The sequence below is a fragment of the Agrobacterium pusense genome (assembly GCF_013285525.1).
Taxonomy (GTDB): Bacteria; Pseudomonadota; Alphaproteobacteria; order Rhizobiales; family Rhizobiaceae; genus Agrobacterium; species Agrobacterium pusense.
Genome location: NZ_CP053857.1, coordinates 809327 through 835736, shown reverse-complemented (window position 1 = coordinate 835736; position 26410 = coordinate 809327). Strand labels below are relative to the sequence as shown.

Sequence of the window (26410 nt, the reverse complement as noted above, 5' to 3'; positions counted from 1 at the left end):
GCCGCGGCCTTTCGACATTACTCGGCAGAGCTTCGAGTTCCGGGGCTGGACGATCGGGGATCGTCAACCGAAGGTGATCGGCGTCCCGCTTCGCTGCGGTTCACCGGTTTACAAGCCTAGCGCCTGTCTCTTCATCGAAGAGATGCATATCGGACGGGTCAACGTCGAGGCCGATGACCTCGCCGGCTTTGACGGGGCTGCGGCCCTGTATCGCAATCACCAGTTCCGTGGATGTGCCGAGTGTCAGGAAAGTTGCCGCGCCCGTTGTCTCCACAGCGGAGACGGGCAGTGTCAACGCCGCTCCCGTTACAGTAGCAGGGCTGATATGTTCGGGCCTGATGCCGACGATGAGATGTTTGCCCGGCTGCAGGGGGGCGGGGCTTCTGATCGACTGCGGGGGTTGACCGTCGCCGAACCGCAGCTGGAGCGATGCGCCATCCGGACTCACGGTCGCCGGGATGAAGTTCATGGCTGGGGAGCCGATAAAGCCTGCAACGAAGCGGTTGACGGGATGGTCATAGAGCTCCAGCGGTGTCCCCTGCTGCTCGATTACCCCGTCACGCATCACGACGACATGATCGGCCATAGTCATCGCCTCGATCTGGTCATGGGTGACATAGACCGAGGTGGCATGCAGGCGGTCGTGGAGGGCGCGGATTTCCTTGCGCATGTGAACCCGCAAGGCCGCATCGAGGTTGGAGAGCGGCTCATCGAACAGGAAGGCCTGCGGATTACGGATAATCGCCCGGCTCATGGCGACACGCTGGCGCTGCCCGCCAGAGAGTTCTCGGGGATAACGCTTCATGAGCTTGGAAAGCCCCGTCGTGGCGGCAACCTCTTCCGCGGCCTTGCGGGCTTCCGCCTTGGCGACACCACGCATACGCAGCGAATAGGTGAGGTTTTCCTCGACCGTCATATGCGGGTAGAGCGCATAGGACTGGAATACCATCGCCACATCGCGCTTGCGCGGCGGCACACCGTTCATCAGCGTGCCGGCAATGCGCATGTCACCGGCCGAGATGCTCTCAAGCCCGGCAAGCGAGCGCAGAAGCGTGGACTTGCCGCAGCCGGATGGTCCCACAAGGGCAATAAAGGTGCCCTTCTTGATGGAAAGGTTGATGTTCTTCAGGGCATGGAAAGCGCCGTAATATTTATTGACGCCTGATAATTCGATCTGAAGGGTCATTTGAGCGCTCCTGATGTCAGGCCGGATACGATGCGGCGCTGCAAGAGAATGAAGAGGGCGAGAATGGGCGTCACATACATGGTCGCATAGGCCATGATGTTGTTCCATTCGCTGGTGTTGGGCCCCATGAAGGAATTGAGACCGACGCTGGCGGGCTGCAGTTCCGCCGCCTGGATCATCGATTTGGAGTAAACGAATTCACCGAAGGCCTGCATGAAGATGAGAATGGCGCTAACGAGGATGCCGTTTCTGGCAAGCGGCAGAACGATATTGAAAAACGCGCCGACCCTGGAATTGCCATCTACGAGCGCTGCCTCCTCCAGTTCCTGCGGCACGGCCATGAAGGTGGCGCGCACCAGCACAACGAAGAAGGGCATGCTTTTCGCCGCAATGGCGAGGATGACGGACAGGCGTGGATAATCCAGAAGCCCGAATTGCGAGAAACCGACGAAGATCGGCGTGATCATCAATGAAGCTGGAAGGACTTGCAGCATCAGGATGAGGAAGAGGCCGATATCCACCCAGACATTGCGATAACGCGCCAGTACATAAGCGCAGCCGACGCCGAGGATGGTGATCAAAAACACCGCACTCGAAGCGATCAGCACCGAATTCCACAGGTAACGGCCCATGTTGCGGCTGTTCCAGACATAGGCATAGGTCTGCCATTGTGGTTCACCAGGCCAGAAGGAGGGTGGATTGGCGAACATCTCCGAGCCGCTTTTGAGCGAGGTCAGATACATCCAGTAGAGCGGGAAGAGGTAGATGATGGCAAGAATGATGGCGATTGCCAGCATCAGGCGGTTACGGTTGTTGATGCTCATCCGCGTACCTCATGCCGTGTGGAGCGCACATAAACGATGGAGGCCAGCATGACAAAAACGATCATGATGACTGAAATCGTCGCGCCCTTGCCGAAGTCATATTGCCGGAAGGACAGATCCCAGGCCCAGTATTGCGCCACATTGGAACTGTTGTTGGGTCCGCCATCGGTAATGGCGGCAAATAGATCGAATTGCTGCAAGGTGAAGATCAGCCCGAGCGAGATGATCGCGCCGATGGTGGAGCGCATCATGGGCAGCGTGATGGTGTAGAAGCGCTGCCAGGCGTTGGCGCCATCAAGCTCGGCGGCTTCGTAAAGATCGCCGGGAATGGAGGCGAGGCCGACGGAAAGGAGGATCATGTTGAAGGAGGTGCCGAGCCAGATATTGGCGATCACAACCGCCCAGAGCGAAAAATTCGCATCCGAACGCCAGAAAATATTGCCTGATATCAGTCCGCTTTCGCGCAGGAAGAAGTTCAGAACCCCGAAGTCGCCGGACAAAATCCAGTTCCAGATGGCACCGACAACGAGGCCGGGCATGACCCATGAAACGAGGAACAGGCCCCGCAGCCAGGTGGCGCCGGGGAAATTGACCCAGAAAAACAGAGCCAGACCGAAGCCGATGACAAATTGCCCCGCTATGGAAGCGACGACAAAGGTTACCGTATTCATCAGGATGGGCCAGGTTTCCGGCTGCCGGAACAGATCGACATAGTTCTTGAAACCGACGAACGGGCGCACGAAGGTGCCCAGGCTGAACATGTCGACTTCCTGAAAGCTCATGACGATGTTGTAAAGCAGGGGTAACCCCGCCATCACGAAGAGGAAAGCCAAAGGAAAGGCGACAAGGGCGATATCGAAACCGCGACCATCGCTGATGCTGGAAAGCAGCTTTTTCATAAGAAATCCTCGCAAGCTCCGCTCGGGGCCGCCGCCGCTTATCACGGCAAGCGACCCCACCGGGAGGAACCCTACGGATGGAGCCGGACATGCCGGCCGCCTCCCTGATCAGCCATCGACGAGCTTGATTTTTTGTGCAGCCTGGTCGAGTGCGTCCTTCGGAGACATCTGTCCCGTGAGCGCGGCCTGAATGGCATCCTGAATGGCCTTCGAGATTTTCGGCCATTCGGGCGAGGGGCCACGCGGCTGTGCATATTTGAGCTGCTCGACGAAGGTCTTGAGCGCTTCATCCTTCAGCGCATTGCCGGTGGGCGGTACGGGAATGTCCGAACGCGCCGGCAATTGGCCGAAATTCTTGAACATGTCCTTGTCCTGCGAGACAAAGAACTCGATCGCCTTGAAGGCCTCTTCAGGATGTTTGGTCTTCGAGAAGATCGCCCAGTTATAGTCCCCCATGGCCGATGAGCGCGGCGCATCGGGCGCCGGAACCGGCAGCAGCGTGACGCCCCAGTCGAACTTTGCGTCCTTCAGCATGCGGTCGATTTCCCATGGGCCCGAAATGACCATGGCGGCGTTGCCGGCGTTGAAGGTCGCGGTAGAATCCCACTGGCTGCGTGTCAGCGTATCGGGCGAAGCCAGTTTTTCGTCCAGCATCAGCTTCCACGTCTCGAGCGCTTTCACGGCTCCCTCGGTATTGATGTTCTTGTAGGTGGCGCCAGCCATCTGCGCCCAGGGCAGGAACTGGAATGTGCCCTCCTCATTCGCCTTGGCGCTGAAGCTGATGCCATAGACGTTCTTGGAAGGGTTGGTCAGCTTGCGTGCCGCGTCAACCAGCTCATCCCAGGTTTGCGGCGGCTTTGCCACATCCAGCCCGGCGGCCTTGAACAGATCCTTGTTGTAATAAAGAGCGATCGTGTTGGTCGCCTTCGGGACGCCGAAATATTTTCCATCCCACATCACCGATTTCAGCGGGCCGGGGAAATAATTCTCCGTCTTGATGACATCGGACTTGGCTATCATGTCGGTCACATCGAGGAAGGCTCCGCGTGCGGCGAACATGGCGTGGTTGGGGTTGTCGATGGCGATGATGTCGGGCGCATTGCCGGTCGAATAGGCGCGCATGGATTCGCTCACCACGTCATCGAACTGCAGTTGCCGGTATTCGATCTTGATGCCGTTATTGAGCGCGTTGAACTCCTTGATGAGGTTTGGAGCCGGCTGGATATCCCGGTCCAGCGACCACAAGGTCAAAGTCACGTCCTCTGCCTGTGCCGCAATCGCGCCGGCGGACACGCCCGCCAACAGAAACGCGCCGGCCATCATGCATTTTGCGATACCCATAATCTCCTCCTCTTGGTTATCGTCTCTGCAATCTCGGGAACCTTCTCCCAAAAGGTTTCCGTTATGTCGGATCGACGACGAAATCGCCGCCTCGGCATTTTTTCAGATAGTTCAGGCCATGCACCTGTCCGGTCATTTCCAGCGCATCGCGATAGACCGGGTCATGCCAGCCTTCGATATCGATCGAGCCTGACCAGCCGGCGAGGCGCAGTTCGGAAATAATATCGGTCCAGTTGCTGTCGCCGAAACCTGGCGTGCGCATGAAGACGAACTTCTCCTTGCCGAAAATGCCGTGCTCGCGGATGACGTCCCAGCGGATGGTCGCGTCCTTGCCATGCACATGGAAAATCTTCTTCGCCCATTTGCGGATCTGCGGTAGCGGATCGATCAGATAAACCATCTGGTGGCAGGGTTCCCACTCGATGCCGATATTCTCGTCTGGCGTTTCGTTGAAAATCAGTTCCCAGGCATCGGGATTATGGGCAATGTTCCAGTCGCCCGTCTGCCAGTTGCCGTCCATGGCGCAGTTTTCAAAAGCGATCTTTATGCCCTTGTCGGCGGCACGCCTGGCAAGCTCGCTCCAGATTTCCTTATATCTGGGCAGGCTCTCCGGCAGCGGCCTGCCGCGCAGGCGGCCGGTGAAACCTGCCACGCAATTCGCACCGAAATGATGGGCGTTGTCGATGCAATCCTTCCAGCCCTGCAATGTCTGAAGGTCGATATCGGTTTCTTCCAGCGGATTGCCGAACATGCCGAGCGTACTGATGGTGATATCGCGGTCGCCAATGGCGTCAAGGCAGCGCTTGCCGAGTTCGGCGAGGTCCTGACCGTTGGTCGTCTGCCAGAAGAAGGGCTCGAAGCTTTCAAAGCCGAGATCGGCGATCTGCCCGATACGTTCGGCCGCCTGACCCTTGGTGGCGCTGACCATGGTGCCGATGCGGATGGATGTTGCCGGATTGCTCACGTCTGTCGGTCCTTATGCTGCAATGGAAACGCGCTGGCCAAGGCGCGCGCTTTCGATCGCGCCCATCACCATTGCGAGGCTGTTGATATTGTCGAAGGAGGCTGTTTCCGGCATCTCGCCGGTACGCATGGATTCGAGAAATGATAAAATGACGCTGGCATGGCCGCGCGTGTCCTTGTCTGACACGACATCGGAAACGTTTACGGTCTTGAAGCCACGCAGAAGACCCTGTTCGTTGCCAGCCACCGAGGCGGAAAAACCGTCTTCGCCATCCCAGAGAATCATGCCTTTGGAGCCGATCAGCCGCCAGCGTGCTTCCCAACTCGTCCGCTCGCCTTCAGCGCACCACGAGCCGCGATAGGTGAAGACGACATCGTTGGAGAACTCGAAAATCGCGTTGGCGCTCGCCCCATGCGCATACCATGAGCCCGCCGGGTTCTTCTCCACACAGAAGACGGAGAGTGGCTTTTCATTGGCGACGAAACGGGCCGCGTCGAAGGTGTGAATTGCCATATCGAGAAGCAGGACGTTTTTCATCTCCTCGCGGAACCCCCCGAAATGCGGCCCCAGGAAGAAATCGCAATGGATGGCGGTCAGATCACCGATGACGCCGTCCTCCAATGCGCGGCGTAGACGTCTGATGCCGGCCACGAACCGACGGTTTTGCACCACGGCGTGAATTTTGCCGGCTTTTTTCGCCAGTTCCACCAGCGTTGCGGCTTCCCCCATCGAGGCTGCAAGCGGCTTTTCGCTCAGCACATGGCATCCAGCTGCGAGACCGGCCTCGACTACGGCGAAACGCGCCTGCGGGATGACGATGTCAAAAAGAATGTCGGCTTTCGTTTCGGCGAGAACCGCGCGAAGATCTGTGCCGATAACCGCTCCATTGAGGGCGAATTCCTCGGCAAGCGCGCGGGCCGTGCCCTCGTTCAGGTCCACCAGACCTGCGATCCTGATTTCGCCGGCGATTTCCGGCGAGGACTGGATGGCACGCAGCCAGCCTTTGGCCATGGCTCCGCACCCGCATAAAACGGCATTAAAAGTCATCTCATCTCCCCGGACTCTTTCGCAAACTCCTCTTTGCGCAAAGCGTCGTAAACGTTTACGAGACTATGCCGATGATGTTAGATATGTCAAGACCATCAAGTGGCGCGCAGATTGCGGGCCGGGATTTGGAGGGGAGCGCATGAAAGGAATTCGCCAGCTTGCCGATTACCTCGAGATATCGATCGGCACTGTTTCCCGTGCGCTGAACGGCAAGCCCGACGTGAACGAAGAGACGCGGCGCCGCGTTCTCGAGGCTGCGGAAAAACTGGGTTACGTCGCCAACCAGTCAGGCCGCAGCCTGCGGCAGGGAACGACCAATGTCATTGGCCTGATGACGGGCAGCGACGCGCAGACGGTGGAGAATGCCGACAACTTCTTCCTTGGCTTGACGGATGGCCTGCAAAGCGTGTTTTCCGGTCACAACCTCGATCTCATCGTTCTGCCTTGCCCGGGAGAAGAGGACCCCGACGAATATCTCAAGCGTATGGTGGCGCGCCGCATGGTCGATGCGATGATCATTTCCGCCACCCGTCGAATCGACAGGCGTGTCGATTTTCTCAAGCAGAATCGGCTTCCTTTCGTGGCGCTCGGGCGAACCGCCTCCAGCACGGATCATGCCTGGGTGGATCTCGATTTCGAGGGCGTCGCGAAAAGCGCGATCGATCGCCTCGTGGCCTCCGGGCATCGTTCGATCGCGGTAGCCGCGCCCGACAGCGATATCAATCTCGGCCATGTGTTCCTTGATGGGTACAGGCGTGCGCTGGACGATAATGGCATCGCTTATGATTCCTCTTTGGTCATCCGGGCGAAATCGAGCGAGCAGGGCGGTTATCACGCCGCCAGCGAATGGCTGCAGATGCGGCCCCGGCCGACGGCGATTGTGCTGATCTATGAGCTGATGGCCGTCGGTCTTTATCGTCGTCTTGCGGAGGCGGGGCTCGAACCGGGGCGGGATCTCGCCGTCATCGGATTTCGTGACGGCCCGCGCGGCCAGTTTCTCGAACCGCGCCTGACAAGCTTCCGCATGTCGCTGCATGATCTCGGCGTTACGGTGGCGCAGACTCTTTTGTCGACAATGCCGGCCTATGCGCCATTTTATCCCGCCCAAGCCCGCCATTGCATATGGCCGATGGTCCTCGTGGCGGGGGAGAGCGATCCGGGTCCGGTATCGTAGGTCAGCCAGGTGGGGGTCCATCCAGCCCGCCGCGGGCAGGATGTTGTGGCTGCTCAGGCGAGCAGGCCGTTCATGAGCACGTCGAGGTGAACCTTGATGACGGCCTCCTTGTCCAGGCTGCGCCGGTCGTCGAAAATCAGCCTGAAAACCAATGTTCCGACCATTGGTGACATGACGACATGCGCAAGTTCGGGTGCGTTGGCCCTGAATCTCTTTTTCGCGACACCTTTGTCCAGGATAGCATTGATGCGGGCGAGCACCGGCGCCATCAGAATATCATGGTGGTGGTCTATCAGATCCGGAAACTTGGCTCCCTCGGCCACGACGAAACGAAAGAGTTCCCGCATACGCCGGTCATCCACCAGCGTTTCGAACAGGAATTCGAGAAGCAGGCGAAGCTCCTCGACGGGATCGTCGGAGGTGCGTTCGTAGGCTTCGAATGCCTCTTGGAACGGTCTGCCGACTTGCTCGATCATCGCGGCAAAAAGGGCTTCCTTGGTTTCGAAATAGACATAGACCGTGCCTTTCGTCACTCCCACCCGGTCGGCAATGTCTTCGACCCGCGTTGCCGTAAATCCCCTTTTGGTGAATTCCTCAAATGCGGCGTCGAGAATTTGCAGCGGACGTTGTATCTTCTGTTCTGCACGTGAGAGTTTCGTTTTCGCCATTACCCCGGATCCTTACATATTGTCGGCGCGTGCCCTTCTACCCGTCGTGATCGGCGGAAATAACAGGTGGTCTGCCTATCGCACCAGTGCAAAAACCGGAACCGATTTCTGCAGGTGGTTTGATGCTCGGTATGTCAACATATGCCTTTGCTTGCCAGCGAATGCGTCGGGCAGTCTGCAATGATTCTTTTCTAGGGGGGGAGCGATACCCCGAACAGCTCCCAGAGCGACGGCATAAGAATTTCATTGACTATACAGTCAGTCAAATATTATGGAAGAGGGCGAAGATCAAGAGGTCAGCATGAGAACCATTCTTATCGCATGGGCGGTGGGCGGCGTTTTTGCCCTGTCATCCTGCAGCAATGAAGAGCCGCCGGCCGAAAAGCCGCTGCGAACTGTCGATGTGGTCAAGGCGGAGAAGCAGCCGATCGACCGCGGCAGCATCATCACCGGCGAAGTGAGGGCGAGGGTTCAGACGGACCTGTCGTTTCGCGTCAGCGGCAAGATCACCGAGAGGTTGGTGGATGTGGGCGCGCGGGTGACGACAGGGCAACTGCTCGCCCGCATCGATCCGGAGGAGCAGAAGGCCGACATCGATGTTGCCCTTGCCAATCTGCAATCGGCCGAAGCACAACAGACGCAGGCACAATTGGCATTCGATCGCCAGCAAAGTCTTTTCCGGACGCAGGTCACCTCGCGCTCGGCCGTCGACAAGGCCCAGGAAACGCTGCTTACCACGCAGGGCGCGGTCAGATCGGCCCAGGCGCAGCTCGATACGGCGCGCGACGCGCTGTCGTATACGGAACTCAGGGCCGATGCGGATGGCGTGATCACGGCGCGAAATGTCGAAGTGGGCCAGGTGGCGCAGGCTGCCCAGCTCGTGTTCACGCTGGCGCATGACGGGCCGCGCGACGCCGTGTTTGATGTCTACGAATCTCTTTTCCTGGAGCGCGACATCGACAATCTCGTCAATGTCAGCCGCCTTTCTGATCCCGCCCGCGCCGTGGCGGCCCCCGTGCGGGAAATCTCCCCGACGATCGATCCGGACAATGGTACGATAAGGGTGAAGGTCGGTCTTAACGGCGATCTGACCATGCCGCTTGGTGCGCCGGTATCGGGCCATTTCCGCTTCAGGCAGGTGGATGCCATCGAGCTTCCATGGTCGGCGATGACGTCGCAAAAAGGCCGACCCGCCGTCTGGGTGGTGGATCCGCAATCCTCCGAAGTCTCCATGCGGCCGATCGAGGTTGCGGATTATGAGACCAGTCAATTCGTCGTCTCGGCGGGGCTGAACCCCGGCGATCTCGTGGTCACGGGCGGGACCAAATTCCTCCGGACCGGTGAAAAGGTCGCCTATGAAAAGGGGCAGGCACAATAATGTTCAGGATAAACAGAAGCTTGTTTTTGCTGCTGCCCGCGATGGCGCTCTCGTCCTGTCAGGAAAAGCAGGAGGCCGCCGCCGAGGCGCCGCGACCGGTGCTCTCGGTGGTGGTCGAGGAAAAGTCGGCGGATGCGCTGCAGCTTACCGGCACCGTGGAATCGCGGATTCAGACGGATCTCGGTTTTCGCGTCCTCGGGCGGATCATAGCGCGGAACGTCGATGTCGCCGATCTGGTCAAGAAGGGGGATGTGGTGGCCTCGATCGATCCGCTCGCGCTTGAACTGTCGGTGAAGAGCGCGCAGTCGGATCTTTCCAATGCCGAAGCGCAGCTCGCCAATGCCGTGACCACCGAACAGCGCCAGCGTGTGCTGGCGGAGGCGCGCAGCGGCACCGAGGCGGCGCTGGAGGAAGCCCAACAGGCGACGCGCACCGCCAACGCCTCCGTCGCCAAGGCCCGTGCAAACCTGGACAAGGCGGAAGAACAGCTGGGTTACGCGCAGCTCCATGCGGAATTCGACGGTGTTGTCACGGCCACGTCGGGTGAAATCGGCCAGGTTGTTTCCGCCGGCCAGACGGTCGTCACCATCGCCCGCCCGGAAGTGCGCGATGTAGTGGTGGATGTTCCGCAATTTGCGGCGCAGCGTCTGGATATCGGCTCGACCTTCGAGATCGCCCTGCAGCTCGATCCGAAAATCCGAACCACCGGCGTGGTGCGGGAAATCGCCCCGGCAGCCGAAACGGCAACGCGCACACGGCGGACGAAGATCAGTCTGCAGGATGCGCCGGCGGCATTCCGCCTCGGTTCTGTCGTCACGGCTTCCGTGCTTGCTGCTTCCGAACCGCGGATCATGCTGCCGGCATCGGCCCTGCTGAAAACGGAGGGCGGCTGGTCCGTCTGGATCGTTAATGCCGACACAGCGACCGTCACCGCGCGCCCGGTCACGATAGAGGGTGAACCTGCCGAAGGCGGCAGTGTGCGCATCACCGGCGGCGTCAAACCCGGCGAGCGCGTTGCCAGCGCCGGCGTTCACAAGCTTAAGGATGGACAGGCCATCAGGATCGATCAGGAGGTCCGTCAGTGAAGAAATTCAATCTTTCAGACTGGGCGCTCGAACACCGTTCGCTTGTCTGGTATTTCATGCTGGTTTTCGTTCTCGCCGGCGTTTTTTCCTATCTGAACCTCGGTCGCGAGGAAGACCCGAACTTCACCATCAAGACCATGGTGATCAGTGCCCAGTGGCCCGGCGCCTCGGCGGAGGAAGTGGCGCGGCAGGTGACCGACAGGATCGAGAAGAAGCTCGAGGAACTCGATAATCTCGATCATCTGCGCAGCCAGACGGTGGCGGGCCGCACGACGATCTTTGTGGAGCTGGTGCCGGAAACCAAGGCGCGCAATGTCGAGCCGACCTGGGTGCGGGTGCGCAACATGATCGGCGACATCAAGGGCGAATTTCCATCCGGCGTGGTTGGCCCCTTCTTCAATGACCGTTTCGGCGACGTTTATGGCAATATCTACGCCTTCACCAGCGACGGTCTCAGCCAGCGGCAATTGCGTGACCTGGTGGAAGATGCCCGCGCCAAGGTCTTGACCGTCGACAATATCGGCAAGGTCGATGTCATCGGCGCACAGGACGAGACGATCTATCTGGAATTTTCCACCCGACAGATCGCCGCGCTCGGCATTGATCAGCAGTCCATCATCAAGACGTTGCAATCGCAGAATGCCGTCACCCAGTCCGGCTTCGTCAATGCAGGACCTGAGCGCGTGGCGCTGCGCGTCAGCGGCCAGTTCACCTCTGAAGACAGTCTGCGGGCGATCAACCTGCGCGTCAACAACCGCTTCTTCCCGTTGACGGAGGTAGCGACGATCCGGCGCGGTTATGTCGATCCGCCGTCCTCGCTGTTCCGTTTCAACGGCCAGCCGGCCATCGGCCTTGCAATCGGCATGAAAACCGGCGCGAACCTGCTGCATTTCGGCGAGGCGCTGGATGCGCAGATGAAACGCGTGGTGGCGGATCTGCCAGTTGGCGTCGATGTGCACCGGGTGTCCGATCAGCCTGCCGTCGTCGATGAGGCGGTCTCGGGCTTCACGTCGGCGCTGTTCGAAGCCATCGCCATCGTCCTTGTCATCAGCTTCATCAGCCTTGGCCTCAGGGCCGGCATGGTGGTGGCGGTTTCCATTCCGCTCGTGCTGGCGATAACCTTCGTCTACATGGAATACACAGGCATTTCGCTGCAACGCATTTCGCTCGGTGCTCTCATCATCGCGCTCGGGCTTCTCGTGGATGATGCGATGATCGCCGTCGAAATGATGGTCGCGCGGCTTGAGGTCGGAGACGATCTCAGAAAAGCGGCGACCTATGTCTACACCTCCACCGCCTTCCCGATGCTGACCGGTACGCTGGTCACCGTTGCCGGCTTTATTCCTGTCGGCCTCAACAACAGCGCAGCGGGTGAGTTTACGTTCACACTCTTCGTGGTGATTGCGGTTTCGCTGATCGTGTCATGGATCGTCGCGGTTTTGTTCACGCCCCTGCTCGGCGTGACGATTCTGCCGAAGACAATGAAATCTCACCACGAGAAGAAGGGCCGGTTCGCCTCGGCCTTTTCCTGGCTTCTCGGCCGGGCGCTGCGCTGGCGCTGGGTGACGATCATCCTCACCATAACCCTGTTCGGCCTGTCCGTGGGTGGCATGAGCCTCGTGCAGCAGCAGTTCTTCCCGTCCTCGGACCGTGTGGAGCTCATCGTTGACTGGAACCTGCCGCAGAACAGCTCGATTGCCGAAACCAACCGGCAGATGGCGCAGTTCGAGCAGGAAATGCTCGCCAAGAATCCGGATATCGACCACTGGACGACCTATGTCGGTGAAGGCGCGCCGCGCTTCATCCTCTCTTTCGACGTGCAGACCCCTGATGTCACCTTCGGCCAGACCGTCATCGTCACCAAGGGGCTGGACGTGCGGGACAAGGTGCGCGCTGAATTGCAGGAATATCTGGACCGGACATTCGTCGGCACTGACGCCTTCGTGAAACTGCTCGATATCGGCCCGCCGGTCGGTAAGCCGGTGCAATATCGCCTCAGCGGCCCGGATATCCAGAAGGTCCGTGAGCTCGGGCAGCAATTGTCGGGCATTGTCGGCGAGCACCAGCTGTTGTCCAACATGGTCATGGACTGGAACGAACCGACACGTGTGGTGAAGGTGGATGTGCTGCAGGACAAGGCCCGCCAGCTCGGCGTCTCCTCGGAAGATATCGCCAACGCCATGAACAGCATTGTCGAGGGATCTACGGTCACCCAGGTCAGGGACGACATCTACCTCGTGAATGTGGTGGCGCGGGCGCAGTTGTCGGAGCGCGGGTCCATCGAAACCTTGCAGAATCTGCAATTGCCGGCGACCAACGGCAAGGCCGTGCCGCTTTCGGCCATTGCCAATTTCCGCTACGAGCTGGAGCAACCGACCATCTGGCGTCGCGACCGGATACCGACGGTCACCGTCAAGGCTGCCATCATCGGCCCGACGCAGCCCGCAACGATCGTGACGCAGCTGAAGCCGAAAATAGAGGCTTTCGAGAAAACGCTTCCTGTGGGTTACAAGGTGGAGACGGGCGGTTCGGTGGAATCCAGCGCGGATTCGCAAGCGCCGATCGTCGCCGTGGTGCCGCTGATGTTGTTTGCAATGGCGACGATCCTGATGGTTCAGCTGCAGAGCTTCAGCCGGTTGTTCCTGGTCTTCGCCGTGGCGCCCACGGCCCTGATTGGCGTGGTGGTGGCACTGCTCTTCTCCAATGCGCCAATGGGCTTCGTTGCCATTCTCGGTGTGCTGGCGCTGATCGGCATCCTGATCCGGAACTCGGTCATCCTCGTCGTGCAGATCGAGCATCTGCGAAGCGAGGGTGTCTCGGCCTGGCGTGCCGTCATTGAGGCGACCGAACACCGCATGCGGCCGATCATGCTGACGGCGGCGGCGGCAACGCTTGCCCTCATCCCCATATCCCGGGAAATCTTCTGGGGGCCGATGGCCTATGCGATGATGGGTGGCATTGTGGTCGGCACGGCGCTTACCCTGCTTTTTCTGCCGGCGCTTTACGTTGCCTGGTTTCGTATTCCGCGCGAGGATGAGAAGCCGGAGGGCGCAGAAATCAAGGCGTGATATCGGATGCGGGGCGAGGTGGTGGCTGCACTGCCTCCTCGCTCCAATAAAAATATCTACCGTCGTTGTTCCCGCGTGCAGGATGATGTTAGGAAGGTCGGCTTAGCCGCGAGAGCGGCAGCCGTCTTTTTGTATTTGGGCGGTTGCGTCGATATCGCGGACATATTGAGAGTGCGGAGGATTTAAAGATGGGCGGTTTGTCGGATTGGCTTGCGGATGGACAGCCGATCAATCGCAAGAATGCCGCGGAAGCGGTGTTCGATGATATCCGTTCCGCCATCACGACAGGCCAGCTTGCGGTCGGTACCCGGCTCCCTTCGGAAGCACATCTCGCAACGCGTTACGGCGTCAGCCGGCCGATTATTCGCGAGGCGCTGCGGTCTCTCCAGACGCTCGGCCTGACGCAGACGCGCACAGGCAGCGGCACGTATGTGATGACCCCGACGCCGCCATCGGAACTGAATTACGGTGCCTATTCCGCACGCGACCTGATCGAGGCCCGCCCCTTCATCGAAGTGCCGGCTGCAGGGTGGGCCGCCTTGCGTCGCACGGACGCCCAACTGCAGGTTTTGCTCGATCTCTGTAATCGCATGGAAACCGAGGAAAGGCCGCATCCCTGGGTATTGCTGGATGGCCAGTTTCATTGCGCCATCGCGGAGGCCTCCGCCAACCGCCTCTTTGCCAAGGTGGTGGCGGACGCCCGCGAGGCCGTCGCCCAGCAATCAGAGATGGTTAACCTTATGGCCGGTCGCCGCGTCGCTTCCAATTTCGAGCATCGCCGGATCGTCGAGGCGATCCGGCGCGGTTCAGCGCCTGAGGCGCGTGAGGCGATGGAGCTTCACCTTGGGCAGGTGAAGCAGGTGGTGACGACGATCATTGGCGAAGATCGGCTTCGCCAGCCGTGACCGCAGGCAGATTGGCAAGGTGCCGTGGACTGAGCGCTTGCTGCAGTTCGGCCTCTGTCATGTAACCACGTTCAAGAACCACCTGCGGCACGGTACGCCCGCTGGCAAGCGCTTCCTTGGCGACTTCCGTCGCCGCATAATAACCGATCAGCGGGTTAAGCGCCGTGGCGAGACCGATTGATTCTTCCACGCGCTGCGCCATGATGGCCGGATTGGCTACGATGCCCTCCACGCATCGCTCTGCCAGTGTGCGGCAGGCGGCGCTTAGCTGGCTGATGCTCTGGGAGAGCGCACGCACGATGATCGGCTCGAAGGCGTTCAACTGCAGCTGCCCGGCTTCGGCTGCCATGGTGATGGTGATGTCGTTGCCGATCACCGCATAGGCCACCTGGTTAACCACTTCGGGAATGACCGGATTGATCTTGCCCGGCATAATGCTGGAGCCCGCCTGAACGGAGGGAAGGGTGATTTCGCCAATCCCGGCGCGCGGGCCTGACGAGAGCAGGCGAAGGTCGTTGCAAGTCTTCGACAGCTTTACGGCGACGCGTTTCAGCACGCCGGAGAGGTGCACGAATGCGCCGGGGTCCTGTGTGGCTTCGATAAGGTCCGCCGCCGTCATCAGCGGCCGGCCGGTCAGTTCCGCCAGATGCCGGCAGGCAAGCTCGGCATAACCCCGCGGTGCGTTGAGCCCGGTGCCGATGGCGGTGGCGCCCAGATTGATCTCATGCAGCAGAGCGGCGGATTCGATCAGACGCGCCTGATCTTCACCCAGCATCACAACGAACGTGCGGAACTCCTGGCCGAGCGTCATCGGTACCGCATCCTGCAATTGCGTGCGCCCGATCTTGATGAAGCCGGCAAATTCCTGCGCCTTGCGGTCGAAGGCGTCCTTCAGAACGCCCATCGAGGCGGCCAGGTCGTCAATCGCTTCGATCAGGCCAACGTTCACCGCGGTTGGATAAGCATCGTTGGTCGACTGGCTGAGATTGACGTGATCGTTCGGATGAAGCCGGGCATAATCGCCCTTTTCGTGCCCAAGCAGTTCCAGCGCGCGGTTGGCGATGACCTCATTGGCGTTCATGTTGGTGGATGTGCCGGCTCCGCCCTGGATTTCATCCACAACGAACTGCTCATGAAGAGCGCCGGCGCGGATTTCGCGGCAGGCTTCCGCAATCGCCTCCATCCGATCCTTGTCGAGCAGGCCAAGTTCGTGATTTGCACGTGCGGCCGCCTCTTTCACATAGGCCAAACCCCTTAACAGGTAGGGGTTATGGCCAATGGTCACCCCGGTGATCTTGAAGTTTTCCACCGCGCGCGCGGTGTGCACGCCCCAATAGACATTCGCCGGAATTTCCTTCGACCCGAGCAAATCATGCTCACTGCGCGTCACGCTCACTTCTTCCTCCACTGGCTTCAAATGCTGCAAAATCTGTAAAGCTGTCTTACAGATTTAATGACCATATTCTTGTGGCGAGGGAAGGTCAATATTGGCGAACAGCTCTTGACGAATGCCATTGTCTGGACTTATGACGGCAAAAATCTGTCATGCAGCTTTACAGCATGAGCGCATTCGCTGGCCATATTTCCAGCCTTGGGGACGACGCCAGTTCCACTTTGATTTCCGGCTAATTGCCGATTACAAGCGTTTTATCGGGAGGATAAATCCATGCATTCTGGAAAAACGGCACCCGCCGAACGTGAGGTCTTCGCTGAAGAGGATCTCGGCTACCATAAAGCCCTGAAGCCGCGCCAGATTCAGATGATTGCCATCGGCGGCGCCATCGGCACGGGTCTCTTTCTGGGTGCCGGCGGGCGTCTCGCACAGGCCGGTCCGGCTCTGGTTTTCGTTTATGCACTCTGCGGCTTCTTCGCGTTTCTGGTGCTGCGTGCGCTCGGCGAGTTGATCATGCATCGCCCCAGCTCCGGTTCCTTCGTGTCCTATGCCCGCGAGTTCTACGGGGAGAAGATGGCCTTTGCGGCCGGCTGGACGTATTGGCTCAACTGGGCCATGACCTCGGTGGCCGATGTCACCGCCGTTGCGCTTTATATGAATTTCTTCAAGCAATACGTACCGTGGCTTGCGGGCATCGATCAGTGGGTATTCGCGATGACGGCGCTGGTGGTCGTGCTGGCGATGAACATGCTGTCGGTGAAGGTGTTCGGCGAACTGGAGTTCTGGTTCAGCCTGATCAAGGTGCTGGCGCTCGCGATCTTCCTCGTCGTCGGCGTTTATTTCGTCATTTTCGGCACGCCCATCGAAGGCCACGTTACCGGCTTCAGCCTCATTACTGACAATGGCGGCTTCTTCCCGAATGGCATTCTTCCAGCCTTCGTCATCATTCAGGGCGTGGTATTCGCCTATGCCTCGATCGAGTTGATCGGTACGGCGGCAGGCGAAACCGAGGACCCGCGCAAGGTTATGCCGCGCGCCATCCGCGCCGTCGTCCTGCGTCTCGTCGTGTTTTACGTCGGCTCGGTGCTGTTGTTCACGCTGCTCCTGCCCTACACGGCCTACAAGGCCGGTGAGAGCCCTTTCGTTACCTTCTTCGGCTCGATCGGCGTGCAGGGTGCCGATGTCATTATGAATCTTGTTGTTCTGACCGCCGTCCTGTCCTCGCTCAATGCCGGGCTCTATTCCACCGGCCGCATCCTTCACTCCATGGCTGTCTCCGGCTCGGCCCCGGCAGCGCTGGCGAAGATGAACAAGAATGGCGTGCCTTATGGTGGCATCGCGGTCACTGCCGTCGTTACCGTGTTCGGCGTCGCACTCAACGCCGTTGTCCCCGCCGCCGCGTTCGAAATCGCGCTCAACCTGTCAGCGCTTGGCATCATCTGCGCCTGGGCCGTCATCGTGCTCTGCCAGCTCAAACTCTGGCAGCTTTCGCAGCGCGGTGAACTGGTGCGTCCGGATTTCCGCATGTTCGGCGCGCCCTATACCGGCATCCTCACGCTCGTTTTTCTGTTCGGCGTGCTGGTGCTGATGGCCTTCGACTATCCCGTCGGCTCCTGGACCATCGCTTCGCTGCTGATTATCATCCCGGCGCTCGTCATCGGCTGGTATCTGCTGCGTGACCGCATCTATCGCCTTGCGGCTGAACGCGCGGGAGCATCGCATTGAGCGGGCAGGGCGCGATACCTCTGGTGGCGGTCATCGCCACCGGCGGCACCATCGCCAGTCGGCGCGGTGCCGATGGTGCCAGCACGCCCAGCCTTTCCGGTGAAGATCTGCTTGCGCTGGTACCGGAAATCGGCGCCCGGCTGAAGCCGGTGGACCTCATGGCGAAAGATTCGTCCAGCCTGACGCTTGCCGACATGCAGACCATCAGCGATGCCGTTCGTATCGAACTCGACGATTCCGAAGTGGCGGGTATCGTGGTTCTGCACGGAACCGATGCAATGGAGGAATCCTCGCTACTCGTCCATTTGCAGCACGCCATCACGAAGCCGGTGGTCTTCACCGGCGCACAGTTTACGGCAGACCATAAGGACGCAGACGGACCGGCAAATCTGGCTCGAGCCATAGAAACAGCGCTCGATCAGGCGAATGCTGCTAAGGGTGTGCTTCTCTCCTTCGGCGGTCGCTGTCTCTCGGCCTGGGGGCTCTACAAGCTGAGCGCGGACGAGGCAGACGCATTCCGCTCGACCCGGCCACTGGCTGCCGCCCCAACACTGTTGGTTGCCGCCCCGGTGGCCGATCAGCGCGTCGATATCGTTGCCATTCATCCTGGCTGTGATGCCACCCATATCGATGCAAGCCTTCAGGCGGGCGCGAAAGGCATTGTTCTTGCAGGACTTGGTTCCGGGAATGCCAATCCGCGTATCGCCGAAGCCGTGAAGCGCTGCGCCGAACGCGGCGTTCCGGTCGTCGTCTCCAGCCGCGTGCCGGAAGGGCGGCTCGTGGCGAGTTACGGCGGCGGCGGCGGTGGACATGATCTCGTCGCAGCGGGCGCCGTGCATTCAGCCACACTTCGTCCGGGCCAGGCGCGCATTTTGCTGGCCGCGCTGCTGGCGGACAAAAGTCCGGCGGAAACCATCGTTTCCGCTTTCGGTGACAACAGCTGACTTGACTGGCGGCAGCGATGTCCGGTCAGCGGGCGTCGAAATTCCTATAGGATTCCTATTTTATTGCCCCTGTGGCCGTCTCGAACCTTTATGCGGTTCGGGTGCATTCTTCTGTGCGGGAAGGGATGGTGTTTCTTCCCAGCCAGAAAGAATGAAAAGCGACGTCCCACATGACGGCGCTTTTCTTCCTGTCCGGCTCCTCGATTAAAAAGGAGTCCCATCAATGATGGATATTGTTCTGATTGGCGCAGCCACGGCGTTCTTCGCCCTCTGCTTTGCCTACACGCGCGCCTGCGACCGGCTTTAGACGGAGGCTGCGATGACGTTTGATTATATCCTGAGCGGCGCCGTCACGGTCTTTATCGCTGCCTATCTCACCTATGCTCTCATTCGCCCCGAACGTTTCTGATCGGGAAGCGGCGGCTGTTGAAAGTTTGATACCATGACCCTCAATGGATGGTTCCAGGTCCTGCTTTTCTGCGGGATCATTTTTGCGCTGGTGAAGCCGCTTGGCTTCTATATGGCGCGTGTCTTCAATGGCGAGCGCACGCTGCTGTCGCCGGTTCTTGTGCCGGTCGAGCGCGGACTTTACGCCCTTGCAGGGACGAGTGAGCGGGAGGAGCAGCACTGGACGACCTATGCGGTCTCCATGCTTCTCTTCAATCTTCTCGGTTTCGCCCTGCTCTATGCCCTGATGCGCTTTCAGGCCGTGCTACCCTATAATCCGCAGGGAATGGCGGCCGTCGGACCAGAATTGTCCTTCAATACGGCCGTCAGCTTCGTCACCAACACCAACTGGCAGAATTATGGCGGCGAAAGCACGCTTTCCTATCTGACCCAGATGGCCGGTCTCACCGTGCAGAACTTCGTTTCCGCCGCAACCGGCATGGCAATCGCCATCGGCCTGATCCGCGCATTCTCGCGCGCTTCCGGCAAGGCGATCGGCAACTTCTGGGTGGATATGGTCCGCTCCACGCTCTACGTGCTATTACCCCTCTGCATCGTGCTGACGCTCGTCTACGTCTGGCTCGGCGTGCCGCAGACGCTCGGCGCCTATGTGAACGCGCAGACGCTGGAAGGCGCGCAGCAGACGATTGCCGTCGGCCCCGTCGCATCGCAGCTCGCGATCAAGATGCTGGGCACCAATGGCGGCGGCTTCTTCAACGCCAATTCGGCGCATCCCTTCGAAAACCCCGATGCCATTTCCAACATGATCCAGATGGTATCGATCTTCGCCATCGGCGCAGCTTTCACCAATGTCTTCGGTCGCATGGTCGGCAACCAGCGCCAGGGCTGGGCTATCCTTGCGGCCATGGGCGTGCTGTTCATCGCCGGCGTTGCCGTCACCTACTGGGCGGAAGCAGCCGGAAACCCGCTGATGCACAGTTTCGGTCTTGCAGGCGGCAATATGGAAGGCAAGGAAGTCCGTTTCGGCGTGGCGCTCTCGTCGCTCTTCGCGGTCATCACCACGGCTGCGTCCTGCGGCGCGGTCAATGCCATGCACGGCAGTTTCACGGCCTTGGGTGGTCTCATCCCGCTCATCAACATGCAGCTGGGCGAGGTGATCGTCGGCGGGGTCGGCGCGGGCTTTTACGGCATTCTGCTCTTCATCGTCATCGCCATCTTCGTGGCAGGGCTGATGGTCGGGCGCACGCCGGAATATCTCGGCAAGAAGATCGAGGCGAAGGAAATGAAGATGGCGGTTCTGGCCATTCTCTGCCTGCCGCTCGCCATGCTGGTCTTCACCGCCACGGCCACCATCCTGCCCTCGGCTGTGGCATCGATTGGCACGGCGGGCCCGCACGGCTTTTCCGAAATCCTCTATGCCTACACCTCGGCGGCCGCCAATAACGGTTCGGCTTTCGGCGGCCTGACGGGGAACACGACCTGGTACAACATCACGCTTGGTCTCGGCATGTTGATGGGTCGCTTTCTGGTCATCATTCCCGCACTCGCCATTGCGGGTTCGCTTGTCACCAAGAAGACCGTTCCGGCCTCTGCAGGCACCTTCCCGACGGATGGCCCGCTTTTCGTTGGCCTGCTGGTCGGCACGATCCTGATCGTCGGCGGCCTTACCTTCCTGCCTGCGCTGGCGCTCGGCCCGGTTGCCGAACATCTCGTCATGGCGGCAGGTCAGCTTTTTTGAGGTGATGTCATGAACGAAGGCAAATCTGTACGTCACCGCATCGTTCCCGCCCGCAACGGCGCTCCCGTCAGAGGCAGCGCCACGCCCGGCGGCTGGTGCGCCTCCAATCTCATTCTCGCGATGATGGCGGCTCTGTTCGCCGCCGTTGTCGCTCTCGAAGTTATCACGGGCTGATCGACTCTCGTCGGTCGCCCTGTTCAAACGCTGGAGCCTCTTCATGAGCCAGTCCAAACAAGCGAGCATCCTCGATTCTCGCATTCTCGTGCCGGCCATCGCCGCCGCATTCAAAAAGCTCAACCCGCGCACGCTTGCGCGCAATCCGGTCATGTTCGTTGTTGCGACGGTGTCAGTGCTGACCACGGTGCTGTTCATCCGCGATCTCATCACGGGCGGCGCCAATCTGGGCTTCTCCTTCCAGATCAATCTCTGGCTTTGGTTCACCGTCCTGTTCGCCAATTTCGCCGAAGCCGTCGCCGAAGGGCGCGGCAAGGCGCAGGCGGATTCGCTGCGCCGGACCCGCACAGAAACCCAGGCGAAACTGCTCACCGGCGATGACCGCAGCCAATACAGTATGGTGGCGGGCACCAGCCTGAAGGTGAACGATGTCGTTCTTGTAGAGGCAGGCGATATCATCCCTTCCGATGGTGAGGTTATCGAAGGTGTTGCTTCGGTCAACGAGGCGGCGATAACAGGCGAATCCGCCCCCGTCATCCGCGAATCCGGTGGCGACCGCTCTGCCGTCACCGGCGGCACGCAGGTGCTGTCGGACTGGATAAGGGTCCGCATCACCGCTGCTGCCGGCTCCACCTTCCTCGACCGGATGATTTCGCTGGTCGAAGGTGCTGAACGCCAGAAAACGCCGAACGAGATCGCGCTCAACATTCTGCTCGCAGGCATGACACTGATTTTCGTTCTGGCCACCGCGACCATACCGAGTTTCGCGGCCTATGCCGGCGGTTCAATCCCGATCATCGTGCTGGTGGCGCTGTTCGTCACGCTCATCCCCACCACCATCGGCGCGCTTCTGTCGGCCATCGGCATCGCCGGCATGGACAGGCTGGTGCGTTTCAACGTGCTTGCCATGTCCGGCCGCGCCGTCGAGGCCGCTGGCGACGTGGACACGCTGTTGCTCGACAAGACCGGCACGATCACGCTCGGGAACCGGCAGGCGACCGAGTTCCGCCCCGTCGCCGGCGTTTCCGAGCAGGAACTGGCCGATGCGGCCCAGCTTGCGTCCCTTGCTGACGAAACACCTGAAGGTCGCTCCATTGTGGTTCTGGCGAAGGAGAAATATGGCATCCGCGCCCGTGACATGCAGAAGCTGCATGCCAATTTCGTCCCCTTCACCGCCCAGACCCGCATGAGCGGTGTCGATTTCGAAGGCTCCTCCATTCGCAAGGGGGCGGTCGACGCCGTTCTTTCCTATGTTGACGGCGGCGCTTCGCAACAGGGCAATGTGGCGCTTGCCGTCAAAACCGAAACAGATGCCATGCGCGGCATAAGGACAATTGCCGAAGAAATTGCCAAGACCGGGGGCACGCCGCTCGCCGTTGTTCGGGATGGCAAGCTTCTCGGCGTCGTGCAGCTGAAGGATATCGTCAAGGGCGGCATTCGCGAGCGTTTTGCGGAGCTTCGCCGCATGGGCATCCGCACTGTCATGATCACTGGCGACAATCCGATGACCGCCGCCGCAATTGCTGCGGAAGCGGGTGTCGATGATTTCCTCGCCCAGGCGACACCGGAAAACAAGCTGGAGCTTATCCGTGAGGAGCAGGCGAAGGGCAAGCTCGTCGCCATGTGCGGTGACGGCACCAATGATGCTCCCGCGCTGGCGCAGGCCGATGTCGGCGTTGCCATGAACACCGGTACCGTGGCCGCCCGCGAGGCGGGCAACATGGTGGATCTCGACAGCGATCCGACCAAGCTCATCGAGATCGTCGAAATCGGCAAGCAGTTGCTGATGACGCGCGGTGCACTGACCACATTCTCGATTGCCAACGACATCGCCAAATATTTTGCCATCATTCCGGCAATGTTCCTGGCGCTCTATCCGCAGCTTGGCGTCCTGAATGTCATGGGACTTTCGACGCCGCAGAGCGCCATCCTCTCGGCCATCATATTCAACGCGCTTATCATCATCGCGCTGATCCCGCTCTCGCTGAAGGGCGTCAAATATCGCCCGATCGGTGCAGGTGCGCTGCTATCGCGCAATCTGGTCATCTATGGCTTCGGCGGCATCATCGTTCCCTTTATCGGCATCAAGGCCATCGACCTCGCCATCACGGCGCTCGGTCTCGCCTGAGGAGTAAAGACAATGTTTAGACAGCTTCGTCCCGCACTGGTGCTGATCCTCGCCACCACGGCCATCACCGGCCTTGCCTATCCGCTCGGCATGACGGGCCTTGCGCAGGCGCTTTTTCCCGCGCAGGCCAATGGCAGCCTGATCGAAAAAAATGGCACGGTGGTCGGATCGCAATTGATCGGGCAGGCCTTCACTGGCGAGACTTATTTTCATGGCCGCCCTTCCGCTGCCGGCGATGGCTATAATGCGGCCTCGTCCTCCGGCTCCAATCTAGGGCCGACGAGCGCCAAGCTTATCGACCGGGTAAAACAGGATTACGAGGCCGCGAAAGCTGAAAATCCGGGCTCGGCGGTGCCGGCCGATCTGGTGACGGCCTCGGGCAGCGGCCTCGATCCGCATGTTTCGCCGGAGGCCGCCTATTTCCAGGTTCCGCGTGTCGCCAAAGCGAGGGGCATGGATGAAGCGGCATTGCGCGCCATCGTTGAGCGTCATGTCGAAGCTCCGGAACTCGGCTTCATGGGCGAGCCCGTTGTAAACGTTCTTGCGCTCAACATGGCTCTTGACGCGGCCGGCTCATGAATTGAAATGGCTATGGCTTGTTCGCAAGCCATAGCCTCGACCACTGGTGGTTAAATGCCTGACGATATCAGCAATATGCCCGGCCGGCCGTCGCCCGATGCGCTTCTGGAAAACGCCAGGCGCGAGGCGCGGGGCCGGTTGAAGATTTTTTTGGGCGCCGCACCCGGTGTCGGCAAGACCTATGAAATGTTGATGTCAGGCCGGGCGAAGCTTGCGGATGGCGTCGACACCATTATCGGCGTCGTGGAAACGCATGGCCGCAGGGAGACCGAGGCATTGGTCGAGGGGCTGGAGGTCGTCCCTCGCAAACGTATCGATTATCGCGGCCAGATGCTGGAGGAGATGGATATCGACGCGATCCTCGCGCGTCGCCCCGCCCTGGTTCTGGTCGATGAACTTGCTCACACCAATGCTGCAGGCAGCCGCCACCCCAAGCGCTATATGGATGTTCAGGAAATCCTCGCGCAGGGCATCGACGTCTACACAACGCTGAACATCCAGCATGTCGAAAGCCTGAATGATGTGGTGGCGCAGATCACCCGTATCCGTGTTCGTGAAACCGTGCCCGACAGCATCATCGACCGGGCCGATGATGTCGAAATCATCGATATTACGCCTGACGACCTCATCAAGCGGCTGCAGGATGGCAAGGTTTACCTGCCCCGTACGGCACGGCGCGCCATCGAGAATTATTTTTCGCGCGGTAACCTGACGGCATTGCGCGAGCTGGCGCTCCGGCGCACCGCGCAGCGGGTGGATGAGCAATTGCTCAACCATATGCAGTCCCATGCCATTTCCGGGCCATGGGCGGCGGGAGACAGGGTTCTGGTCTGTCTTGATCATGGCGGCAACGGCCCCGGTCTTGTGCGTTATGCCCGAAGGCAGGCGGACAGGCTGCGCGCACCATGGACCGCACTGCATCTCGACACGCCGCGGTCGCAGCAATTGTCGGAGGCGGAGAAGGACCGGCTGGCCGGCACCATGCGGCTTGCCCAGCAGCTTGGCGGCGAGACGGTAACCCTGCCGGCGCTTGACCTGACGCGGGAGATCATCTCCTACGCCAATACAAACAATTTCACCCACATCATCATCGGTCGCCCGCGAAAATCCTGGTGGCAGCGAATTTTTCAGCGCTCGCTGACGCATGACCTGATCGACCATGCCGGCGATATCAGTGTGCACGTCATTTCCGGCGACAAGAATGAAGAGAAGCCGGCGCAATCCGTGAAGGCCGCGCCGTCCCGCTCGCGCTGGTCGATAGGCTCCTATCTCAACAGCACGCTGTTCGTAGCGCTCGCCATCGTTGTCGGCATCGTGCTTGACCGGACGCTCGACGTTCAGAATCTGGCGCTCGTTTTTCTCATGGCCGTGCTGGCGGCGGCTGTTCGCGGAGGACTTGGACCTGCGTTATATGCCTCGCTGCTTGGCGCCGTCGCATTTAATTTTTTCTTTCTGGAACCCCGATACACGCTGACGGTCAGCGCGCCGGACAGCGTTCTGGCGTTGCTTTTTTATCTCGGAGTGGCGCTTGTTGCCTCCAACCTCACGGTTGCGGTGCAACGGCAGGCGGCCTCGGCGCGGGTAAGGGCGCGCACGACAGAAGATCTCTACCTGTTTTCCAAAAAGCTTGCCGGAACGGCGACGCTGGATGATGTGTTGTGGGCTACCGCTTACCAGATGGCTTCGATGTTGAAGGTGAGGGTGGTGCTGCTCCTGCCGGAGAACAACGCCATCGCCGTCAAGGCCGGTTATCCGCCCGATGACACGCTGGTGGATGCCGATATCGCGGCCGCGCAATGGGCATGGGAACACGACAAGGCGGCTGGTCGCGGTGCAGACACATTGCCGGGCGCCCGGCGGCTTTATCTGCCGCTCCGCACCGGCAGCGGTGCCGTTGGCGTCGTCGGCTTGGATGATGACCGAAGCGGGCCGCTTTTGACACCTGAACAACAGCGCCTGTTTGATGCGCTGGCCGACCAGGCTGCACTCGCGATCGAACGTATCCAGCTTGCCTCGGATGTCGACAAGGCAAGGCTGGCCGCGGAAACCGACCGACTGCGCACAGCACTCCTCACCTCCATTTCCCACGACCTCAAAACCCCGCTCGCGGCTATTCTGGGTTCGGCCGGAACGCTGAAGGACTTTGCCGAGGACATCCCGCCCGATGCGCGCGCCGATCTGCTTTCGACGATCGTTGAGGAATCCGAACGGCTGAACCGCTTCATCTCCAATCTTCTCGATATGACGCGGATCGGATCGGGTGCAATGGAGCCGAATTACGGGCTGCATTTCCTTGGCGACATGGTCGGGACAGCGCTTTCGCGTGCCGCAAAAATCATTGTGCGGCATGAGGTTGTCCTGGATATTCCGCCTGATCTGCCGATGCTTAGGGTCGATCCCGTGCTGTTCGAACAGGTCCTGTTCAACCTCATAGACAACGCGGCCAAATATGCTCCCGAACAGACGGTCATCGAACTCCGTGGCTGGCAGCAGGGAAGGCACGTCTTCCTGTCCGTGGCCGATGACGGCCCGGGCTTTCCTCCCGAAGATGCGGAGCGGGTGTTCGACAGCTTCTACCGCGTGCGCAAGACCGATCAGGTGCAGGCGGGAACCGGACTGGGGCTATCCATCTGCAAGGGTTTCATCGAGGCCATGGGTGGTTCGATTCGTGCGGAGAACAGAAAGGGTCGGGGAGGTGCGCAATTCACGGTAACTTTGCCCGTTCCCGCCAACGCGCCTGTGCTAGATCATGACAAGGGCGCCGCCTGAGCCGAAATGGCGA

General features: G+C 60.1%; 21 protein-coding genes. 13 read left to right on the top strand and 8 right to left on the bottom strand.

Annotated features, from left to right (window positions below; all coding sequences use genetic code 11):
* Window positions 1-100 precede the first annotated feature (100 nt).
* The 6 genes from HQN82_RS17460 to HQN82_RS17435 all read right to left on the bottom strand — a co-directional run bounded on the left by HQN82_RS17460 (window position 101) and on the right by HQN82_RS17435 (window position 6261).
* Window positions 101-1186 carry an ABC transporter ATP-binding protein gene (locus HQN82_RS17460; protein ID WP_173615372.1) on the bottom strand — a complete coding sequence of 362 codons (1086 nt, stop codon included), beginning with the start codon at window positions 1184-1186 and terminating at the stop codon, window positions 101-103.
* Complete coding sequence (locus HQN82_RS17455; protein WP_004445880.1) at window positions 1183-2010, bottom strand: carbohydrate ABC transporter permease; 828 nt, start codon at window positions 2008-2010, stop codon at window positions 1183-1185. Before HQN82_RS17455 ends, HQN82_RS17460 begins: the two co-directional genes overlap by 4 nt.
* On the bottom strand, window positions 2007-2909 hold the full coding sequence (locus tag HQN82_RS17450; RefSeq protein ID WP_006697215.1) for a carbohydrate ABC transporter permease: 903 nt from the start codon (window positions 2907-2909) through the stop codon (window positions 2007-2009). The genes HQN82_RS17455 and HQN82_RS17450 overlap by 4 nt, the downstream gene beginning before the upstream one ends.
* A gap of 108 nt (window positions 2910-3017) precedes the next feature.
* Window positions 3018-4250 (bottom strand): ABC transporter substrate-binding protein, encoded by a 1233-nt coding sequence (locus HQN82_RS17445; RefSeq protein ID WP_113381468.1) that lies wholly within the window; start codon window positions 4248-4250, stop codon window positions 3018-3020.
* A gap of 61 nt (window positions 4251-4311) precedes the next feature.
* A complete protein-coding gene (locus HQN82_RS17440) occupies window positions 4312-5214 on the bottom strand; it encodes a sugar phosphate isomerase/epimerase family protein (RefSeq protein ID WP_173615371.1) in 903 nt (300 codons plus the stop codon).
* A 12-nt stretch (window positions 5215-5226) separates the two neighbouring features.
* A complete protein-coding gene (locus HQN82_RS17435) occupies window positions 5227-6261 on the bottom strand; it encodes a Gfo/Idh/MocA family protein (RefSeq protein ID WP_173615370.1) in 1035 nt (344 codons plus the stop codon).
* A 139-nt stretch (window positions 6262-6400) separates the two neighbouring features.
* Between HQN82_RS17435 and HQN82_RS17430 the strand changes: the two genes are divergently transcribed.
* Entirely contained in the window at window positions 6401-7435 is a 1035-nt protein-coding gene (locus HQN82_RS17430; RefSeq protein WP_004445871.1) for a LacI family DNA-binding transcriptional regulator, read from the top strand.
* 53 nt (window positions 7436-7488) lie between these two features.
* Here the strand turns inward: HQN82_RS17430 and HQN82_RS17425 are convergent, their stop codons facing one another.
* Window positions 7489-8103 (bottom strand): TetR/AcrR family transcriptional regulator, encoded by a 615-nt coding sequence (locus tag HQN82_RS17425; RefSeq protein ID WP_173615369.1) that lies wholly within the window; start codon window positions 8101-8103, stop codon window positions 7489-7491.
* 301 nt (window positions 8104-8404) lie between these two features.
* Here HQN82_RS17425 and HQN82_RS17420 point away from each other — a divergent pair, with 301 nt between their 5' ends.
* The 4 genes from HQN82_RS17420 to HQN82_RS17405 all read left to right on the top strand — a co-directional run bounded on the left by HQN82_RS17420 (window position 8405) and on the right by HQN82_RS17405 (window position 14539).
* A complete protein-coding gene (locus HQN82_RS17420; RefSeq protein ID WP_173615368.1) occupies window positions 8405-9481 on the top strand; it encodes an efflux RND transporter periplasmic adaptor subunit in 1077 nt (358 codons plus the stop codon).
* Window positions 9481-10566, top strand: a complete 1086-nt coding sequence (locus HQN82_RS17415) for an efflux RND transporter periplasmic adaptor subunit (protein WP_077985806.1) — start codon at window positions 9481-9483, stop codon at window positions 10564-10566. The genes HQN82_RS17420 and HQN82_RS17415 overlap by 1 nt, the downstream gene beginning before the upstream one ends.
* The gene (locus HQN82_RS17410) at window positions 10563-13634 is read left to right on the top strand and encodes an efflux RND transporter permease subunit (protein WP_173615367.1); all 3072 of its coding nucleotides are present in this window, start codon (window positions 10563-10565) and stop codon (window positions 13632-13634) included. The genes HQN82_RS17415 and HQN82_RS17410 overlap by 4 nt, the downstream gene beginning before the upstream one ends.
* Before the next feature lie 188 nt (window positions 13635-13822).
* Window positions 13823-14539 carry a FadR/GntR family transcriptional regulator gene (locus HQN82_RS17405; protein ID WP_022563084.1) on the top strand — a complete coding sequence of 239 codons (717 nt, stop codon included), beginning with the start codon at window positions 13823-13825 and terminating at the stop codon, window positions 14537-14539.
* On the opposite strand, the gene HQN82_RS17400 is transcribed toward HQN82_RS17405, so the two are convergent.
* Entirely contained in the window at window positions 14508-15935 is a 1428-nt protein-coding gene (locus HQN82_RS17400; RefSeq protein WP_234904908.1) for an aspartate ammonia-lyase, read from the bottom strand. The genes HQN82_RS17405 and HQN82_RS17400 overlap by 32 nt on opposite strands.
* Window positions 15936-16205: 270 nt before the next feature.
* On the opposite strand from HQN82_RS17400, the gene HQN82_RS17395 reads away from it, so the two are divergent.
* From HQN82_RS17395 to HQN82_RS17360, 8 genes are all read left to right on the top strand, one after another.
* On the top strand, window positions 16206-17657 hold the full coding sequence (locus HQN82_RS17395; RefSeq protein WP_173615365.1) for an amino acid permease: 1452 nt from the start codon (window positions 16206-16208) through the stop codon (window positions 17655-17657).
* Window positions 17654-18601, top strand: coding sequence for an asparaginase (locus HQN82_RS17390; RefSeq protein ID WP_173615364.1), 948 nt, complete (start codon window positions 17654-17656; stop codon window positions 18599-18601). The genes HQN82_RS17395 and HQN82_RS17390 overlap by 4 nt, the downstream gene beginning before the upstream one ends.
* Window positions 18602-18920: 319 nt before the next feature.
* Window positions 18921-19010 carry a K(+)-transporting ATPase subunit F gene (gene kdpF, locus HQN82_RS17385; protein ID WP_003506089.1) on the top strand — a complete coding sequence of 30 codons (90 nt, stop codon included), beginning with the start codon at window positions 18921-18923 and terminating at the stop codon, window positions 19008-19010.
* A 33-nt stretch (window positions 19011-19043) separates the two neighbouring features.
* Entirely contained in the window at window positions 19044-20747 is a 1704-nt protein-coding gene (gene kdpA / locus HQN82_RS17380; RefSeq protein ID WP_173615363.1) for a potassium-transporting ATPase subunit KdpA, read from the top strand.
* Window positions 20748-20756: 9 nt separating this feature from the next.
* Window positions 20757-20921, top strand: coding sequence for a hypothetical protein (locus tag HQN82_RS17375; RefSeq protein ID WP_173615362.1), 165 nt, complete (start codon window positions 20757-20759; stop codon window positions 20919-20921).
* Window positions 20922-20964: 43 nt separating this feature from the next.
* Window positions 20965-23049, top strand: a complete 2085-nt coding sequence (gene kdpB, locus HQN82_RS17370; RefSeq protein WP_173615361.1) for a potassium-transporting ATPase subunit KdpB — start codon at window positions 20965-20967, stop codon at window positions 23047-23049.
* A 12-nt stretch (window positions 23050-23061) separates the two neighbouring features.
* Window positions 23062-23628, top strand: a complete 567-nt coding sequence (gene kdpC / locus HQN82_RS17365; protein ID WP_173615360.1) for a potassium-transporting ATPase subunit KdpC — start codon at window positions 23062-23064, stop codon at window positions 23626-23628.
* A gap of 54 nt (window positions 23629-23682) precedes the next feature.
* A complete protein-coding gene (locus HQN82_RS17360) occupies window positions 23683-26397 on the top strand; it encodes a sensor histidine kinase (RefSeq protein WP_173615359.1) in 2715 nt (904 codons plus the stop codon).
* The last annotated feature ends 13 nt before the right edge of the window (window positions 26398-26410 follow it).

Coding starts and splice junctions, on each gene's coding strand:
- HQN82_RS17460 (WP_173615372.1), bottom strand. CDS start 1,186: ATGACCCTTCAGATCGAATTATCAGGCGTCAATAAATATTACGGCGCT.
- HQN82_RS17455 (WP_004445880.1), bottom strand. CDS start 2,010: ATGAGCATCAACAACCGTAACCGCCTGATGCTGGCAATCGCCATCATT.
- HQN82_RS17450 (WP_006697215.1), bottom strand. CDS start 2,909: ATGAAAAAGCTGCTTTCCAGCATCAGCGATGGTCGCGGTTTCGATATC.
- HQN82_RS17445 (WP_113381468.1), bottom strand. CDS start 4,250: ATGGGTATCGCAAAATGCATGATGGCCGGCGCGTTTCTGTTGGCGGGC.
- HQN82_RS17435 (WP_173615370.1), bottom strand. CDS start 6,261: ATGACTTTTAATGCCGTTTTATGCGGGTGCGGAGCCATGGCCAAAGGC.
- HQN82_RS17430 (WP_004445871.1), top strand. CDS start 6,401: ATGAAAGGAATTCGCCAGCTTGCCGATTACCTCGAGATATCGATCGGC.
- HQN82_RS17425 (WP_173615369.1), bottom strand. CDS start 8,103: ATGGCGAAAACGAAACTCTCACGTGCAGAACAGAAGATACAACGTCCG.
- HQN82_RS17420 (WP_173615368.1), top strand. CDS start 8,405: ATGAGAACCATTCTTATCGCATGGGCGGTGGGCGGCGTTTTTGCCCTG.
- HQN82_RS17415 (WP_077985806.1), top strand. CDS start 9,481: ATGTTCAGGATAAACAGAAGCTTGTTTTTGCTGCTGCCCGCGATGGCG.
- HQN82_RS17405 (WP_022563084.1), top strand. CDS start 13,823: ATGGGCGGTTTGTCGGATTGGCTTGCGGATGGACAGCCGATCAATCGC.
- HQN82_RS17395 (WP_173615365.1), top strand. CDS start 16,206: ATGCATTCTGGAAAAACGGCACCCGCCGAACGTGAGGTCTTCGCTGAA.
- kdpF (WP_003506089.1), top strand. CDS start 18,921: ATGACGTTTGATTATATCCTGAGCGGCGCCGTCACGGTCTTTATCGCT.
- kdpA (WP_173615363.1), top strand. CDS start 19,044: ATGACCCTCAATGGATGGTTCCAGGTCCTGCTTTTCTGCGGGATCATT.
- HQN82_RS17375 (WP_173615362.1), top strand. CDS start 20,757: ATGAACGAAGGCAAATCTGTACGTCACCGCATCGTTCCCGCCCGCAAC.
- kdpB (WP_173615361.1), top strand. CDS start 20,965: ATGAGCCAGTCCAAACAAGCGAGCATCCTCGATTCTCGCATTCTCGTG.
- kdpC (WP_173615360.1), top strand. CDS start 23,062: ATGTTTAGACAGCTTCGTCCCGCACTGGTGCTGATCCTCGCCACCACG.
- HQN82_RS17360 (WP_173615359.1), top strand. CDS start 23,683: ATGCCTGACGATATCAGCAATATGCCCGGCCGGCCGTCGCCCGATGCG.